Origin of the sequence: Pseudomonas guariconensis (assembly GCF_015680235.1) — a bacterium.
Lineage (GTDB): Bacteria > Pseudomonadota > Gammaproteobacteria > Pseudomonadales > Pseudomonadaceae > Aquipseudomonas > Aquipseudomonas guariconensis_A.
The window spans coordinates 25,012-40,246 of record NZ_JADLJL010000016.1 but is presented as its reverse complement, the minus strand read 5'-3'; the positions used below and the strand labels follow the sequence as shown (position 1 = coordinate 40,246).

The 15,235-nt window shown below is 64.7% G+C and carries 14 protein-coding genes and 1 pseudogene; 6 read left to right on the top strand and 9 right to left on the bottom strand.

Features of this window, described 5'->3' with window-relative positions; genetic code table 11:
• Positions 1-5: 5 nt before the first annotated feature.
• The 4 genes from IRZ56_RS13150 to IRZ56_RS13135 form a co-directional block, all read right to left on the bottom strand.
• Complete coding sequence (locus IRZ56_RS13150; protein ID WP_196145341.1) at positions 6-752, bottom strand: SDR family oxidoreductase; 747 nt, start codon at positions 750-752, stop codon at positions 6-8.
• A gap of 146 nt (positions 753-898) precedes the next feature.
• Positions 899-2,434, bottom strand: coding sequence for a DHA2 family efflux MFS transporter permease subunit (locus IRZ56_RS13145; RefSeq protein ID WP_196145340.1), 1,536 nt, complete (start codon positions 2,432-2,434; stop codon positions 899-901).
• Positions 2,431-3,624: an efflux RND transporter periplasmic adaptor subunit gene (locus IRZ56_RS13140; protein WP_196145339.1), complete on the bottom strand. Its 1,194-nt coding sequence runs from the start codon at positions 3,622-3,624 to the stop codon at positions 2,431-2,433. The genes IRZ56_RS13145 and IRZ56_RS13140 overlap by 4 nt, the downstream gene beginning before the upstream one ends.
• A 31-nt stretch (positions 3,625-3,655) precedes the next feature.
• Positions 3,656-4,129 (bottom strand): MarR family winged helix-turn-helix transcriptional regulator, encoded by a 474-nt coding sequence (locus IRZ56_RS13135; protein WP_196145338.1) that lies wholly within the window; start codon positions 4,127-4,129, stop codon positions 3,656-3,658.
• A gap of 211 nt (positions 4,130-4,340) precedes the next feature.
• On the opposite strand from IRZ56_RS13135, the gene IRZ56_RS13130 reads away from it, so the two are divergent.
• Entirely contained in the window at positions 4,341-5,348 is a 1,008-nt protein-coding gene (locus IRZ56_RS13130) for a FecR family protein (protein ID WP_196145337.1), read from the top strand.
• Positions 5,349-5,702: 354 nt separating this feature from the next.
• Here IRZ56_RS13130 and IRZ56_RS13125 read toward each other — a convergent pair whose 3' ends face one another.
• Positions 5,703-7,022, bottom strand: a complete 1,320-nt coding sequence (locus IRZ56_RS13125; protein WP_196145336.1) for a Na+/H+ antiporter family protein — start codon at positions 7,020-7,022, stop codon at positions 5,703-5,705.
• 375 nt (positions 7,023-7,397) lie between these two features.
• Between IRZ56_RS13125 and IRZ56_RS23505 the strand changes: the two are divergent.
• The 4 genes and pseudogenes from IRZ56_RS23505 to IRZ56_RS13110 form a co-directional block, all read left to right on the top strand.
• A pseudogene (locus IRZ56_RS23505) lies at positions 7,398-8,684 on the top strand (HAMP domain-containing protein); the annotation flags it as partial.
• A 102-nt stretch (positions 8,685-8,786) separates the two neighbouring features.
• Complete coding sequence (locus IRZ56_RS23500; RefSeq protein ID WP_416765997.1) at positions 8,787-9,542, top strand: methyl-accepting chemotaxis protein; 756 nt, start codon at positions 8,787-8,789, stop codon at positions 9,540-9,542.
• 215 nt (positions 9,543-9,757) lie between these two features.
• Positions 9,758-10,771, top strand: a complete 1,014-nt coding sequence (locus tag IRZ56_RS13115; protein ID WP_196145334.1) for an ABC transporter substrate-binding protein — start codon at positions 9,758-9,760, stop codon at positions 10,769-10,771.
• On the top strand, positions 10,768-11,619 hold the full coding sequence (locus tag IRZ56_RS13110) for an ABC transporter permease (protein ID WP_196145333.1): 852 nt from the start codon (positions 10,768-10,770) through the stop codon (positions 11,617-11,619). Before IRZ56_RS13115 ends, IRZ56_RS13110 begins: the two co-directional genes overlap by 4 nt.
• Positions 11,620-11,790: 171 nt before the next feature.
• Here the strand turns inward: IRZ56_RS13110 and IRZ56_RS13105 are convergent, their stop codons facing one another.
• The 4 genes from IRZ56_RS13105 to IRZ56_RS13090 all read right to left on the bottom strand — a co-directional run bounded on the left by IRZ56_RS13105 (position 11,791) and on the right by IRZ56_RS13090 (position 14,463).
• Entirely contained in the window at positions 11,791-12,870 is a 1,080-nt protein-coding gene (locus tag IRZ56_RS13105) for a DUF1615 domain-containing protein (protein WP_196145332.1), read from the bottom strand.
• A 5-nt stretch (positions 12,871-12,875) separates the two neighbouring features.
• The gene (locus IRZ56_RS13100) at positions 12,876-13,427 is read right to left on the bottom strand and encodes an isochorismatase family protein (RefSeq protein WP_196145331.1); all 552 of its coding nucleotides are present in this window, start codon (positions 13,425-13,427) and stop codon (positions 12,876-12,878) included.
• Positions 13,428-13,511: 84 nt separating this feature from the next.
• A complete protein-coding gene (locus IRZ56_RS13095; RefSeq protein ID WP_196145330.1) occupies positions 13,512-14,231 on the bottom strand; it encodes a thioesterase II family protein in 720 nt (239 codons plus the stop codon).
• Between the two features lie 10 nt (positions 14,232-14,241).
• Positions 14,242-14,463, bottom strand: coding sequence for an MbtH family protein (locus IRZ56_RS13090; protein WP_084856942.1), 222 nt, complete (start codon positions 14,461-14,463; stop codon positions 14,242-14,244).
• 151 nt (positions 14,464-14,614) lie between these two features.
• Here IRZ56_RS13090 and IRZ56_RS13085 point away from each other — a divergent pair, with 151 nt between their 5' ends.
• Positions 14,615-15,232, top strand: a complete 618-nt coding sequence (locus IRZ56_RS13085) for a LysE family transporter (protein WP_196145386.1) — start codon at positions 14,615-14,617, stop codon at positions 15,230-15,232.
• Positions 15,233-15,235 lie beyond the last annotated feature (3 nt).

Genomic DNA, 15,235 nt, shown 5'->3' with positions numbered 1-15,235 from the left:
GGACACTAGCGTCCTCCCCCAAGGTCGATGAAGCTGCCCGTCGAATAGGACGCCTTGTCCGACAGCAGCCACATGATCGCCTCGGCCACTTCCTCTGGCCGCCCGCCTCGTCCCATGGGCAGGCCAGGCTCGAGCTTGGCCACGCGGTCCGGGTCACCGCTCAGGGCATGAAAGCCCGTATGGATATACCCAGGGCGTACGCCATTGACCCGTACGCCCTCGCCCGCCACTTCCTTGGCCAGCCCCAGCGTGAAGGTATCCAGCGCGCCCTTGGAGGCCGCATAGTCGACATATTCATTGGGCGAACCCAGACGTGCCGCGACCGACGACACGTTGACGATCGACCCGCCTTGCCCGCCATGGCGCCGAGCCATGCGCAACAGGGCATGCTTGGCGCACAGCATCGGCCCGACCACGTTGGTCTTCATCACCTTGAGCAGGCGGAATTCTGACATTTCCTCGACCCGGCTCTGCTGGCCGATGGTCCCGGCGTTGTTGACCAGCGCGGTAACCGGGCCAAGCTCCTGGTCGACGCGATGGAACAGCTGGGACACTTCGTCCTCGACGCTGGCATCGGCCCTCACGGCGATGGCCGTAGCGCCCAACGCGCGCACTTGGACCAGCACCTGTTCGGCGGCCTGGTCGTCGGCGTGGTAGTTGATGCAGATGCGGTAGCCCTGTTGTGCCGCCAGCAGCGCCGTGGCAGCGCCGATGCCACGGCTGGCACCGGTGATGACGATGACCTTCTCCATGAATCCGCCAATTGCTTTGGGAATGGATTCCCGACAATAGGGGAAAAGGCAATGCTTGTGAATGCCCTTGAGAAGCGCATGGGAAAAGCGGCTGACGCAGGGCCTACGGGAGCGGGCCTACCCGTTCCACACAGTTCGCGCAGCCGTCAATGCCCAGCCGAGGCCGGCGCCGCCTTGGCGGTGAACGGTGGTCGCGCCAGCCATACCAGCAGGATCAGGCCGGCGAACACCCAGGTCATCAAGGTGAAGTAGTCCACCGTCGACATCATGTAGGCCTGGCCATTGAGGATACGCTCCAGTTGCGCATAGCTCTGCGGGTTGGCCCCACCCAGCTGCCCCAGGGCATGCTGGGTGGCCGGGTCGTACTCGCTGATGTGCTCGCTCAGGTAGGCATGGTGCTGCTCGGCGCGACGGATCCATATCCAGGTGGTCAGCGACGCGGCGAAGCTGCCGCCCAAAGTACGCAGGAAGGTCGCAAGCCCCGAGCCGTCGGCGATCTGGTGCGGCGGCAGGTCCGACAGCAGGATGCTCAAGGTCGGCATGAAGAACAGCGCCACGCCGATACCCATGAACAGTTGCACCAGGGCCACGTGCTGGAAGTCCACCTCGTTGGTGAAGCCAGCACGCATGTAGCAGCTGGCACCGATCGCCAGGAAGGCCAGGCCAGCCAGCAGGCGCAGGTCGACCCGATGCGCATACTTGCCGACGAAGGGCGACAGGACCACCGGCAACAGGCCGATCGGCGCCACCGCAAGGCCCGCCCAGGTGGCGGTGTAGCCCATCTGCGTCTGCAACCATTGCGGCAGGATCAGGTTGATGCCGAAGAACCCAGCGTAGCCACCGACCATCACCAAGGTGCCCACGCGAAAGTTGCGGTGCACGAACAGCCGCAGGTTGACCACCGGGTGGCGATCGGTCAGCTCCCAGATCACGAAGATCGCCAGGAATATCACCGAGACCAGGCTGCCCACGATGATGAAAGACGACTCGAACCAGTCCAGGTCGTTGCCCTTGTCCAATACCACCTGCAGGGCGCCAACGCCGATGATCAGCGTCAGCAGGCCAACGTAGTCCATCGGCTGGCGGCTGGTGGTGACCGGCCGCGTACGCATCTGCTGGCGCACCACGGCGGCGGCGAACAGGCCGATAGGCACGTTGATGAAAAAGATCCACGGCCAGCTGTAGCTGTCGGTGATCCAGCCACCGAGGATCGGCCCGGCAATCGGCGCCACCACCGTGACCATGGCCAGCAAGGCCAGCGCCATGCCGCGTTTGGCGGGCGGGTACACGGCGATCAGCAAGGTCTGGGTCATGGGGTACAGCGGGCCCGCGACCACCCCCTGGAGCACACGAAACGCCACCAGCTCCGGCATCGACTGGGCGATACCGCACAGGAATGACGCCAGCACGAACAACAAGGTGGCCCAGATGAACAGCTTCACTTCACCAAAGCGCCGGCTCAGCCAGCCAGTCAGCGGCAAGGCAATGGCGTTGCTCACGGCGAACGAGGTGATCACCCAGGTGCCCTGCTCGTAGCTCACGCCGAGGTTGCCAGAGATGGTCGGCAGGGCCACGTTGGCAATGGTGGTGTCGAGCACCTGCATGAAGGTGGCCAGCGACAGCCCGATGGTGGTCAGCAGCAGGCTCGGCGGAGTGAACTGTGCGGGCGCGTTGTTGCTCATCGCTGGGCCGTCTTGCCGCTGGCGCTGTTTTCGTGGATCAGCCGGGCGATCAGGTCGTCCGCCTCGACGAGCTGGCGGTCATACACTTGGGTGGCATAGCTGGCCTGCTGCGGGGGTTGTTGGGCCAAGGCTGGGCCGCTCTGGTCATGCAGGTCGACCTCGACCACCGTGGACAGGCCGATACGCAGCGGGTGTTGCTTGAGCTGCTCAGGGTTCAGGTGGATACGCACCGGTACCCGCTGGACGATCTTGATCCAGTTGCCGGTGGCATTCTGTGCCGGCAGCAAGGCAAACGCGCTGCCGGTACCGGCACCTAGGCTGTCGACCGTGCCGCTGTACTTCACGTCGCTGCCGTACAGGTCGGCGGAAATCTCCACCGGCTGGCCGATGCGCATGTCGCGCAACTGGGTTTCCTTGAAGTTGGCATCGATCCATACCTGGTCCAGGGGAATCACCGCCATGGTCGCCACACCCGGCTGCAGGCGCTGGCCCAATTGCACGGTACGCTTGGCCACGTAGCCGGTGACCGGCGCCACCAGTGTGGTACGGGCATGGTCGAGGTAGGCCTGACGCAGGTCCGCGGCGGCAGCCATGACTTCAGGGTGGGAAGACACCACGGTGTCGTCGACCAGCGCGGCGCTGGTATTGAGCTGCTGACGAGCGCTGTTCAGGGCACTCTGGGCGACGCTCAGATCGTCCCTGGCATGGGAAATCTCCTCGGCCGCGATCGCCCCGCTGTCGGCCAGCACCTTGCGCCGCCGGTAGTTGTCCTGGGCTTTTTGCAACTCGGCCTGGCGGGTTTGCAATTGCGCCTTGAGGGCATCGACATTGCTATACAGCCCGCGCACCTGGCGCACGGTGCGCGCCAGCTTGGCCTCGGCGGCCTGCAGCGCCACCTCGCTGTCGGCGGGGTCGAAACGCAACAGCACCTGGCCTTCGTGCACCAGATCGCCATCGTCGGCGCCGATGCTGGTAACGGTCCCAGTCACCAGCGGCGTGATTTCCACCACGTTGCCGTTGACGTAGGCGTCGTCGGTGCTTTCATGCCAGCGCCCGACCAGGGCATACCATGCCCAGGTAGCGGCGCCTGCCAGAATCAGCACCAGTAGCAGGCCCAGCAGCCAGGCCTTACGCTTGTGCGTGTTGTCCGGCGCAGGTGCTGGGGTGGAAGTATCAGCGGAAGAGGCCATGACAATAACCTTGGAAAGAGTCGTTACAGGGTCAACGGTCGCCGAAACGGCGAATCGTCAGGGGGTCGCCGGCGCTCAGCAGCACCTTGGCCAGCAGGCCTTCGAGGGTCTTGAGCTCCTCAGGCTGCAATGCGCCGACCAGCTCGTTCATTGCCGCCGCTCCGATCTCCGGCAGCCGGTCGGCCAGGCGCTGGCCATCGTCGGTCAACGCCAGGCGGACCTGGCGGCGGTCCTCGGGGCAACGGTTGCGCAGGATGAGGCCCTTCTGCTCGAGACGATCGAGCATGCGCGTCATCGAACCGCTGTCCAGGCCGAGGTAGCGGCACAGTTCGGCTGGGGTATCCACCTCGTACTGGGTGACGATGATCAGCACCTTGAACTGCGCGGCGGTGACGCCGTCTGCTTCCAGGTGCCAATCGAGGATGCGGTCCTTGAGCAACGCGGCGCGGCCCAGGAGCATGCCGATGGTGCAGGTCTGGAAGTTTTCCGGAGAGAAATGAGACATGGCGCAGGCCCGAGCAATATGTGTAGAAATATTACTGCCTAGGCAGTGAATGTCAAAGCCTTGATTAGCGTGCTATGTAAATTTTCGTCAATACGCTGTATCAATCCGCCGGAATCGCGATGAAAAAACGGGCATCTGATAGTCGTTTGCCATTATCTCGGTTCTCGACACTCCCCGGTCGAGGGTAGAATGCGCAAAACCGGGAGCCGCAATGAACCACGATCGCTTGACCCCCAACCCCGACGATGCCCTCGCCGACGCAGCCGCACACTGGTGCATGCGGCTGCATGCCGACGACTGCACGGCAGCCGAGCGCGAGGCATTCCAGCGCTGGCTGGCGGCCGATCCGCGGCATCGGGAGGAGTACCTGGCGATGCAGGACATCTGGCACACCGCCGAGCTCTTGCCCGCTACCGCCACGGTGGTGGACTTCAACCCGGGTGCCCGGCCTGTGGTGCGCCAGCGCTCCTGGCGCCCGCTGGCCTCGGCCGCAGCGGTGTTTCTGCTCGCCCTGCCCCTGGCTGGCTGGGTCGGCTGGGAACAAGGCTGGTTGCCTAGCCGCTACCAGCACTTCGAAAGCGATGGCCGGCTACAGCAAGTGACCCTGAGCGACGGCAGCGTGGTCGAGCTCAACCTGCACACCGAGTTGCGCTACCTGAACTATAAGAACCGGCGTCAGGTCACCTTGGTCAAGGGCGAGGCGTTCTTCAAGGTCAAGCACGACAGCCGTCACCCGTTCATCGTCCGGGCAGGCAGCGGCCAGACCCGGGTCACCGGGACCCAGTTCAATGTCTGGAAACATGAAGATCAGGTCAAGGTGACGCTGGTGGAAGGCTCGGTGCTGGTCACCAGCCATGGCGCCGATGACGGCTACCGCCTTGGCCCTGGCATGCAGGCCAGCTACCGCACCGGCGACTTCGAGCCTGCACTGGCGCAAAGCGACGAGGCTGGCAACAGCCTGGCCTGGCGCAGCGGCAAGTTGATCCTGGACAACCTTACCTTGGCCGAAGCCCTGCCGGTGATCAACCGCTACCTGGACAACCCCTTGCGCCTGGCTGACGAAGGCACGGGCAAGATCCGCATCAGCGGGGTGTACAGCATCGACGAGGTGGAACGCCTGGTGGACAACCTGCCCAAAGTGCTGCCGGTCTATCTGACGCGTAGCCAGGATGGCAGCATCGTGCTCAATCGCATCTCGCCACCGCCCAGCCGTGGCTGAGCAGCGCAAACCGATCCAGAAACCGTAGAGCTTCACACTCCGCAAGACAATTGCCCATCAGGCCCTGTGGGAGATAACCCAGCCCTTCGGGCTGCGCTGTCGCACAAAGGACAAGCGGCTAGCGCCGCCCCCCTGTGGTAGCGGGCTTGTCCCGCGATTGGGCCGGGCCCGATATCACCGTCGCCTGGCAAGGGCTTCGCCCTTGATCGCGGGCAAGCCCGCTCCCACAAGGCCTGCGCTGTCTTCAGAGATACCGCCGTACCTGTGGGAGCTGGCTTGCCAGCGATAGGTCCGGGGCAAGCAACTCAAGACAGCTGGCTGCCACAAGGGGCGAGCTAGCTATCAGCCGCGGGCTCAGAGCACCATCGCCGCCAACCAGCCAAACGCCAGCAGCGGCAGATTGTAGTGGATGAAGGTCGGTACCACGGTGTCCCAGATATGGTGATGCTGGCCATCCACGTTCAGCCCTGACGTCGGGCCGAGGGTGGAGTCCGATGCAGGCGAGCCGGCATCGCCCAACGCTCCGGCGGTGCCCACGATGCACACGGTGGCCAGCGGGTCGAAGCCCAGTTGCACGCACAGCGGCACGAAGATCGCCGCCAGGATCGGCACGGTGGAGAACGACGAGCCGATGCCCATGGTCACCAGCAGCCCTACCAGCAACATGAGCAAGGCGCCGACAGCCTTGCTGTGGTCGATCCACTGTGCCGAAGCCTCGACCAGGCCGTTCACTTCACCCGTGGCCTTCATCACCTCGGCGAAGCCAGAAGCGGCGATCATGATGAAACCGATCATGGCCATCATCTTCATGCCTTCGGTGAACAGGTCGTCGGTGTCTTTCCAGCGCACGATGCCCGACAGCGAGAAGATCAGAAAGCCCACCATGGCCCCGATGATCATCGAGTCCAGCCACAGCTGGATGATGAACGCCGCAGCGATCGCGGCACCGGCCACCAGCAGGGTCAAGGGGTTGTAGCGCACGCTGACCTGCTCGACCTGTTCGATGCGGCCCAGGTCGTAGTCGCGCTTCTTGCGGTAGCTGACGAACACGGCCAGCAACAAGCCGGCGAGCATGCCCGCTGCCGGAATGGCCATGGCATGGGTGACGTTGACGCCACTGACGTCCACACCCGCACGCGCAACGTTGGCCAGCAGGATCTCGTTGAGGAAGATATTGCCAAATCCCACCGGCAGGAACATGTACGGGGTGATCAAGCCGAAGGTGATCACGCAGGCGATCAGCCGCCGGTCGATGCGCAGGCGGGTCAGCACGTACAGCAGCGGCGGTACCAACAGCGGGATGAAGGCGATATGGATGGGCAGGATGTTCTGCGAGCAGACAGCCACCACCAGCATCAGGCCGACCAGCACCCACTTGAGCGCACCATTGTCGGCATGCCCTTGCCGATCGACCATCGCCAAGGCGCGGTCGGCCAGGGCATGGGCCAGGCCTGACTTGGCAATAGCGACGGCAAAGGCGCCGAGCAGCGCGTAGGACAGCGCCACCGTGGCACCACCGCCCAAGCCACTGTTGAAGGCCTTCAGCGTACCTTCGGTACCCAGGCCGCCGACCAGGCCACCGGTCAGGGCACCGACGATCAGGGCGATGACCACATGCACGCGGGACAGGCTCAAGACAAGCATGACACCGACCGCGGCAATGACTGCATTCATGGTGTGGTTTACCTCGTTACGACAGACGAAAAGCGAGTGCGCCGGCGACAGGCTGCCTGCGGGCAGTGGCCGGGCCAGGGGATGTTGTTATGAAGGGCGCACACTCTGAAGCACACCTGGGCGCTTGTCAAAGCGGTCAAACCCGCGACGCGTGTCAGAAGCGCCTGAAAATACAGTTTTTTTATTGAATGCTTGGATAAAGAAAGGGATCGATTCGCCGACATAAAGGGCAGCCCCAGGCCCTGCTGCCGATCGGCCGGGCTGCTGTGCGGTCATCTCGGGACAAGCCCGCTCCTAGGCCTGCGATGGAAGGGTCACAGCAGCCACGACAAGACCGGCTGGCATAGGCCAAGACCTCTTACAAGGGATCCCCAAATGCCTTTGCGTCAACTTTCCATCCAGTGGAAGATCACTCTGTTGGCCGGCTTGTGCCTGGCGACCATCGTCACGGTGCTGATCGGTCTGTCGTTGTACCGCATGGATCACAGTTCGGACCTGGTCAAGGCCAGCAGCATGCAGATGCTCACCGAGTCGGCCCAGGCGCGCATCGAGTCCCAGGGCGAGGTGCAGGCCCTGGATATCCGCCGCCAGTTCATGGATGCCTACCAGTACGGCGCCGGTTTCGCCCGCCAGGTATTGTTCCTGCGTGAACAGGCCGAAAAACGCTTTCTCGACGCCTATGACCTGCGCGAGGACATGACCCGGCAGGTGCGCGCTGCGCTGCAGGCCAACCCGGACCTGCTCGGCCTGTCGCTGGTCTTCGAGCCTAACGCGCTGGATGGCAAGGACAGCCTGTTCAACGGCCAGGCCGAGCTGGGCAGTAACGAAACCGGGCGCTTTGCCTTGTACTGGTCGCAGCCGCGCGCCGGTCAGCTGACGTCCATGGCGTTGCCGGAACAGGACATGGCCAACACCGAGGTCGGCCCCAGCGGCGAGCCGGCCAACACGTGGTGGGTATGCCCGCGTAGCACCCGCAAGGTGTGCGTGAGCGAGCCGTACTTCTATACCATCGATGGCCAGCAGGTGCTGATGACCAGCATCGTGTTCCCGTTGATCGTGGCAGACAAAGTCATCGCCACCCTGTCCATCGACATCAACCTCAACAGCCTTCAAGCCCTGAGCGAGCGCGCCAGCCGTAGTCTCTACGAAGGCCGTACCACGGTCGGCATTCTCAGCCCCGCTGGCCTTCTGGCCGGCTACAGCGCCGACGCCGGCAAGCTGGCCCAGCGCCTGGACCAGGTCGACCCGGCCCAGGGCGGTGAACTGGTGCGCAAGCTGCCAGGCGGCAAGCTGCAGGTCATGCACCACGAACAGCGCCTGAAGGTGCTGGCTGCCTTCGAGCCGATCCCGGGCGGCAAGCCCTGGGGGGTGCTGCTGGATGTGCCGCAGAGCGCCCTGACCGGCCCGGCCGAAGCGCTCAAACAGGAACTCGATGCCCTCAATACCAGCGGCACCTTGCTCGAGCTAGGCCTTGGTTTGGCCGTGGCGATCGTGGGGCTGTTGCTGGTATGGCTGATGGCCCGCGGTGTCACCCGGCCGATTCTTGGTGTTGCCGCCATGCTCAAGGACATCGCCAGCGGCGAAGGCGACCTGACCCGCCGCCTGGCCTACGACAAGCGCGACGAGCTGGGTGAGTTGGCCGGCTGGTTCAACCGCTTCCTCGATAAGCTGCAACCGACCATCGCTGAGGTCAAACGCTCGGTGCAGGCCGCCCGAGGCACGGCCGACCAGTCCGCGTCCATCGCCGCCCAGACCAGCGCCGGCATGGAACAGCAGTACCGCCAGGTCGACCAGGTAGCCACCGCCTCCCATGAAATGAGCGCCACCGCCCAGGACGTAGCGCGTAGCGCCGCCCAGGCCGCCCAAGCCGCGCGAGAGGCCGACCAGGCTACCCGCGAAGGCCTGGCGGTGATCGACCGCACCACCACCCGCATCGATGCGCTGGCCGCCGACATGAGCGGCGCCATGGCCCAGGTCGAAGGCCTGGCCCAGAACAGCGAGAAGATCGGCTCGGTGCTGGAGGTGATTCGCTCGATAGCCGAGCAGACCAACCTGCTGGCCCTCAATGCTGCCATCGAGGCCGCCCGGGCCGGTGAGGCCGGGCGCGGCTTTGCGGTGGTCGCCGACGAGGTACGCAACCTGGCCCGGCGCACCCAGGAGTCGGTGGAAGAGACCCGCCAGGTGATCGAGGCACTGCAGGCCGGTACCCAGGAAGTGGTCGGCGCCATGGACAACAGCCACCGCCAGGCCCAAGGCGGCGTCGAGCAGGTCGGGCAGGCAGTCACCGCACTGCAACGCATCGGCCAGGCAGTGACCGTCATTACCGACATGAACCTGCAGATCGCCTCGGCCGCCGAAGAGCAGAGCGCGGTAGCCGAAGAGATCAACCACAATGTCGCGACCATTCGCGATGTCACCGAATCGCTGTCGGGCCAGGCCAACGAGTCGGCACGTGTCAGCCAGTCGCTCAATGATCTAGCCAACCAGCAACAGGGGCTGATGGACCAGTTCCGCGTCTGAGTGCTCATTCAGCCTTCTTCAGCAACGGTTGTCCTGCTATCGGGGCGCAAAGCGCCCCAACCTTTTACAGCTCATCGGGTGCCGAGTAGAACCGCCCTCCCCTCAGCATCCAACCGCACCAAGGCTCCATGCACATTGAGCCGCGCCAGCCAAGGTGTCGAACCTTCGTCGTCTACACTTGCCCCAACCCAAGGACTGGCAACCTAGAGGCAAACATGAAGAAGATTCCTGCGCTGCTGGCCGGCCTGTTACTCACTTTCGGCCTGACCAGCACCGACAGTGCCGCAGCCGACGAACGCACGCCCATCCACTTCGGCGCCATAGGCTGGGAAAGTGGCGCGTTGACCACCGAGATCCTGCGGCTGATCGTCGAGCACGGTTACGGCTACCCCACCGATACGTTGCCGGGCAGCACCGTCAGCATGGAGGTTGCCCTGGCACGCAACGACCTGCAGGTGATCGCCGAGGAATGGGCCGGGCGCAGCCCTGCCTGGGTCAAGGCCGAGCAAGCGGGCCAGGTATTCGCCCTCGGCGACACGGTAAAAAATGCCGAGGAAGGCTGGTGGGTGCCGGCCTATGTGATCAAGGGCGACCCAGAGCGCAACCTGGCTCCGCTGGCCCCAGACCTGCGTACCGTCGAGGACCTCAAGCGCTACCCGCAGGTATTTCGTGATCCCGAAACTCCGGGCAAAGGCCGCTTCCTCAACAGCCCCAGCGGCTGGACGTCCGAGACGGTCAACAGCCAGAAGCTCAAGGCCTATGGCCTCGACACCCTCTATAACAACTTTCGCAGCGGCTCGGGCGCGGCCCTGGATGCGGAGATCGGCTCGGCGATCCGGCGCGGCCAGCCGGTGCTGTTCTATTACTGGAGCCCGACGCCGCTGATGGGGCGCTACGACCTGGTCCGCCTGGAGGAGCCGCCTTTCGACGCCGCGGCCTGGGCCACGCTGACCGATGCCAAGCACCCGGCGCCCAAGGGCAGCCGCTCATTGCCGGCGAAGCTGTCGGTCGGCGTGTCGGCGCCCTTCCGCCAGCAATACCCGGACCTGGTCGCGGTATTCGAGAAGGTCGACCTGCCGATCGAGCGCCTGAACAAGGCCCTGGCGCGGATGAGCGAAACCCGCCAGCCGCCGCGTGACGCGGCCCTGTCGTTCCTGCGAGACAACCCGGCGGTGTGGAAGGCCTGGCTGCCTGCCGAGGCCGCAGCGAAGGTCGAGGGCGCGCTGTGAGCGCAGGCTTTCCCGAAGCGCTGCAATTTTCTTTCGCCGAATGGGTCAACCGCTTGGTCGATTGGCTGGTGCTGCATTACGGCAACCAGCTGCGTCACCTCTCGGACCACCTATTGCAGGTGCTGGTAGGCCTGGAGAACGGCTTGCGCCTGCTGCCGTGGTGGCTGTTGCTGCTGATGGTGGGCCTGCTCGCCTGGCATGCCAGCCGTAGCCTGGTGCGAGCGGTGGTGCTGTGCGCCTTGCTGGCCCTGATCGGCATGCTCGGGCTTTGGGACAAGCTGCTGCAGACGCTGGCTCTGGTACTGGTCAGCACGGGCCTGTGTGTACTGGTGGGCGTGCCGCTGGGAATCGTCCTGGCGACGCGGCCACTGGCTCGACGCCTGCTGTTGCCGGTGCTCGACGTGATGCAGACCCTGCCGGCATTCGTCTACCTGATCCCGGTGCTGATGCTGTTCGGCCTGGGCAAGGTGCCCGCCGTGTTCGCCACCCTGGTGTATGCCTTGCCGCCCTTGGTGCGCCTGACCCAGCTGGGCCTGGCGCAGATCGACCCCTCGTTGCTGCAGGCCGCCCATGGCCTGGGTGCCAACCGCTGGCAGCGACTGCGACGCATTGCCCTGCCCCTGGCCTTGCCGAGCATCATGGCTGGGCTGAACCAGTCGGTGATGATGGCACTGTCGATGGTGGTGGTAGCCTCGATGATCGGAGCCCGGGGGTTGGGCGAAGATGTGTTGGCCGGCATCCAGACGCTGAATGTCGGCCAAGGGGTCGAGGCCGGGCTGGCGATCGTCGCACTGGCGATGGTCATCGACCGGATCAGCCAGGCGTATGGGCAACCGAGGCGTTCCTGAACCCTCGCCGGCAAGCCCCCACCAGCCCTGAGGAAGATCGCCCAGCCCTTCGGGCTGCACTGGCTTCAGAAATGTAGACGCGCTGTGGGAGCGGCGGTGCGGCGGTCCGACTTGCCTCGCGATCAAGGGCGAAGCCCTTGCCATACCGCCGCTGCTCCCCCAAAAGCCCCATCAACGCTTCATGCAGCGCTGGTAGCGCTCGTCCACCCTGCCCGCAAACCATGCAGTGGTCAGCTTGCGGGTAATCTTCGGGCTTTTGAGTTCGATCCCCGGCAACACGGCCCGCGGCACGGGCTTGCCGGCCGCGGCATCGGCGAGGGCGAACACGCCTTCGTACAGCTCGGTGTCCTCGAACGCGAGGCTATCGCCCTTCTCCAGCTGGCTGCGGATCTGCGTGTTGCGCAATCCAAGCTTGACCCCAAGCTTGCGTGCGGCCCGTTCGGTGCTGCCGGGCATGATCGAGCCTGGCGCGATCAAATCGCCATCGAGCGCCAGCCGCTCCCCGGTCGCAAGGCTCAGGGCTGCCTGGAACGCGGCATTGCGGCTGGCGTACCAGCCGGCATTGAAGTCGGCGAAGCGATATATCTGGCGTTGATAATGGCTGGGGTAGCCCAGCAGGTGGGCAATGCCGAAGTACATCCCACCGCGGCGGGTGAACACTTCCTGACGGATCGTCCCCTGGTGGTTGTAGGGGTAGTCCCTGGCATTGCGCTCGGCGAAATCGATGCTCACCTGCATCGGCCCGCCCGTGCGCACCGGGTTGAGCCCACCGAGCAGCGTCCGCCCCAGGGGTAGGCCCGATATGAAGTCGTCGAACAGGCCGCTCAGTTGCTTCTCGCTGCGCACGGCCAGCAACCGTTGCTGGTAGGTCTGGCCATTGGGCGATGGCGTCTTCAACGCGCCATCGACCAGCAGCTTGGGAATGTGCAGGCGCGCGGCGCGGCGGTCGATCTCCTCCCGGGCGATGCGGCCCAGGTTCGGCACCTGGGGGTCTGCGTTGAACGTCGACTCCTGCTCGGTGACGGCCAACACAGCGCACAGGTTGCTCCTGCTGGGGGCGATGCGCTGGGAGGTGAACGCGACCTGGATGTCTCGTGCCCAACCGTCTCGGTCCCGGGTCGAGGCCGGCAGCAGGCGCTTGACTTGGGCCTGGACCTTGGCCGGGTCGACCTCGGGCGCTTGCGGCGAGGTAGCGCAGCCTTGCAGCAGCACGAGGATGGCCAGCCCGCAGGCCAGCCGCCAGTCGATCATTCCCTTCAAGGCTGCTCGCCCACCAGGTAGGTCTTGCTGATATGACGGAACAAGGGGTGGGCGGCGCTGCCCATCAATTCGAACAGCACCATCTCACGCGTGACCACACAGGCCCCGGCATCGCGCATACGCGCCAGACCGGCCGCCTTGCTGGCCGGGGTACGGCTGTCGCAGACATCCTCGACCACGAACACCTGCTTGCCCAAGGCCAACAGGCCGAGCACGGTCTGCAATACGCAGACGTGAGTCTCCATACCGCAGACGATCACTTGCTCACGCGCCATCAGGCTGGCCGGCAAGCACTGCGCGGCCACGCAGGAAAAATGCTGCTTCTCCACTACTTCGGCTGCCGGCGCCGCTGCCAGCAACTCGGCCAGGGTGTGCCCGAGGCCCTTGGGGTACTGCTCGGAGATCACCGTGGGCACTTCCAGCTCGGCGGTCGCCGCCAATAGCCAATGGGCTCGCGCCCGAGTGCCTTCGGAGTCGCTCATGACGCCTATGAGTTTTTCCTGGATATCGACGACCAGCAGCGTGGCCTTGTGAGGATCGATCAGCATTGACTGCCCCTTGCCTGGGAAAGTAGCGGCCTGCCGTAGGCCACGAAGGCTACTAGGCTGGCCGAGGCAAGGGGGTGGCGTCAATCATGCACAACGCCGATGGGCATCGAGGGCGCTGGCCAGCACCGCCAATACACGGTCTTCATGCTCGTGGATGAAGAAATGCCCGCCGGGGAATACCTCCAGGGAAAAATCGCCCACCGTCTCCTGGCGCCAGGCCAGCAACTGCTCTTGGCTGGCCCGGTCGTCCTCGCCGCCGAGCACATGCAACGGGCAGCGTAGCAAAGGGCGGCAGCGGTAGGCGTATCGGCCACATAGCAGGAAGTCGGCGCGCAGCACCGGCAAGGTCAGGTTCATCAGTTCCTGGTTGGCCAGCACCTCCTCCGGGGTGCCCTGCAAGTCACGCAGCTCTGCGATCAGGACGTGATCGGGCTTGGGCTCGCGCCATTGGCCGGCGTCATAGTCTTCCCGACGGGTCGGCGCCGCGGTGCCACAGGCGAACAGCGCCAGCGGCGGTGGGCAGCCCAGTGCCTGCAGTTCATGGGCGAGCTCGAAGGCCAGCAACGCGCCTAGGCTATGGCCGAGCAAGGCATAAGGCATATTGGCGTGCAAACGCTGTTCGGCGGCCAGCTGCCGGGCCAGGGCCTGCATGTCGGTCTGCAGCGGCTCGCCCAGACGCGCACCACGCCCGGGCAGCTCCACCGGGCACACCCGCAGCCAGGCCGGCACCTTGCGGCGCCAGCGGCTGTACACCATGGCGCTGGCGCCGGAATAAGGCAGGCACAACAGGTTCACTACGGTCACCGCCAACGCCTCATTGCGCCTGGGCTTGCGCCATTTTCTGACGCAGGCTCAGCGGGCGCATGTCGGTCCAGACTTCATCGATATAGGCCAAGCATTCCTGCTTGAAACCGCTCTTGCCCACCGCGCGCCAGCCGTTGGGAATGGCCTTGTAGTCCGGCCAGATGGAATACTGCTCTTCGTGGTTGACCACTACCTGGAACACGATATCGTCGCGGTCGAATACGGACGTCATTGCCTGTCTCCTTGAATGATGAAAGCCGGTGCGCGGCGCGCAGGGCGGCTTCCCATCAAACGAAGGGCGAGCGGGAAAAATTAATCGCCTGACTTTGCAAGCGGCGCCGATGGTGGCATATATCGAGCTCCCCTTCATGGAGCGTTTTCTCATGCTCGGCGTAACCGACTACGGCGCATTCGTCATTGCCTTCCTTATCTTGTTGGCCATCCCAGGGCCTGGCAACTTCGCACTGATCACGGCCACCGGCAAAGGCGGTATCAAGGCAGGCCTGGCCGCGACCTGTGGGGTGATCCTAGGCGACCAGGTGCTGATGTGGTTGGCGGTGGCCGGAGTCGCCACGCTGCTGGCCGCCTACCCTGCCGCTTTCCATGTGGTGCAATGGGCCGGTGCGGCGTACCTGGCCTGGCTTGGCCTACGCATGGTGTTGAGCAAGCCTGACGCAGCCCCGCGGGAAAGTCGCATGGCCAATGGGCATTACCTGCGCCAGACGATGATGATCACCTTGCTCAACCCCAAGGCGATCATGTTCTACATGGCGTTCTTTCCACTGTTCGTCGACCCGGTACGCCACCAGGGCGTGGTCACCTTCGCCTTCATGGCGGTGACCGTGGCGGCGCTGACCTTTCTCTATGGCCTGGTTGCGGTGGTGCTGACCCACCACCTGGCCGAGCGCATGCGCGCCAACCCACGCGTCAGCAACCTGCTCGAGCGCCTGGCGGGCGCCTGCCTGGTCGGGTTCGGCATCAAGCTGGCGGCGATGCGCTGAAGC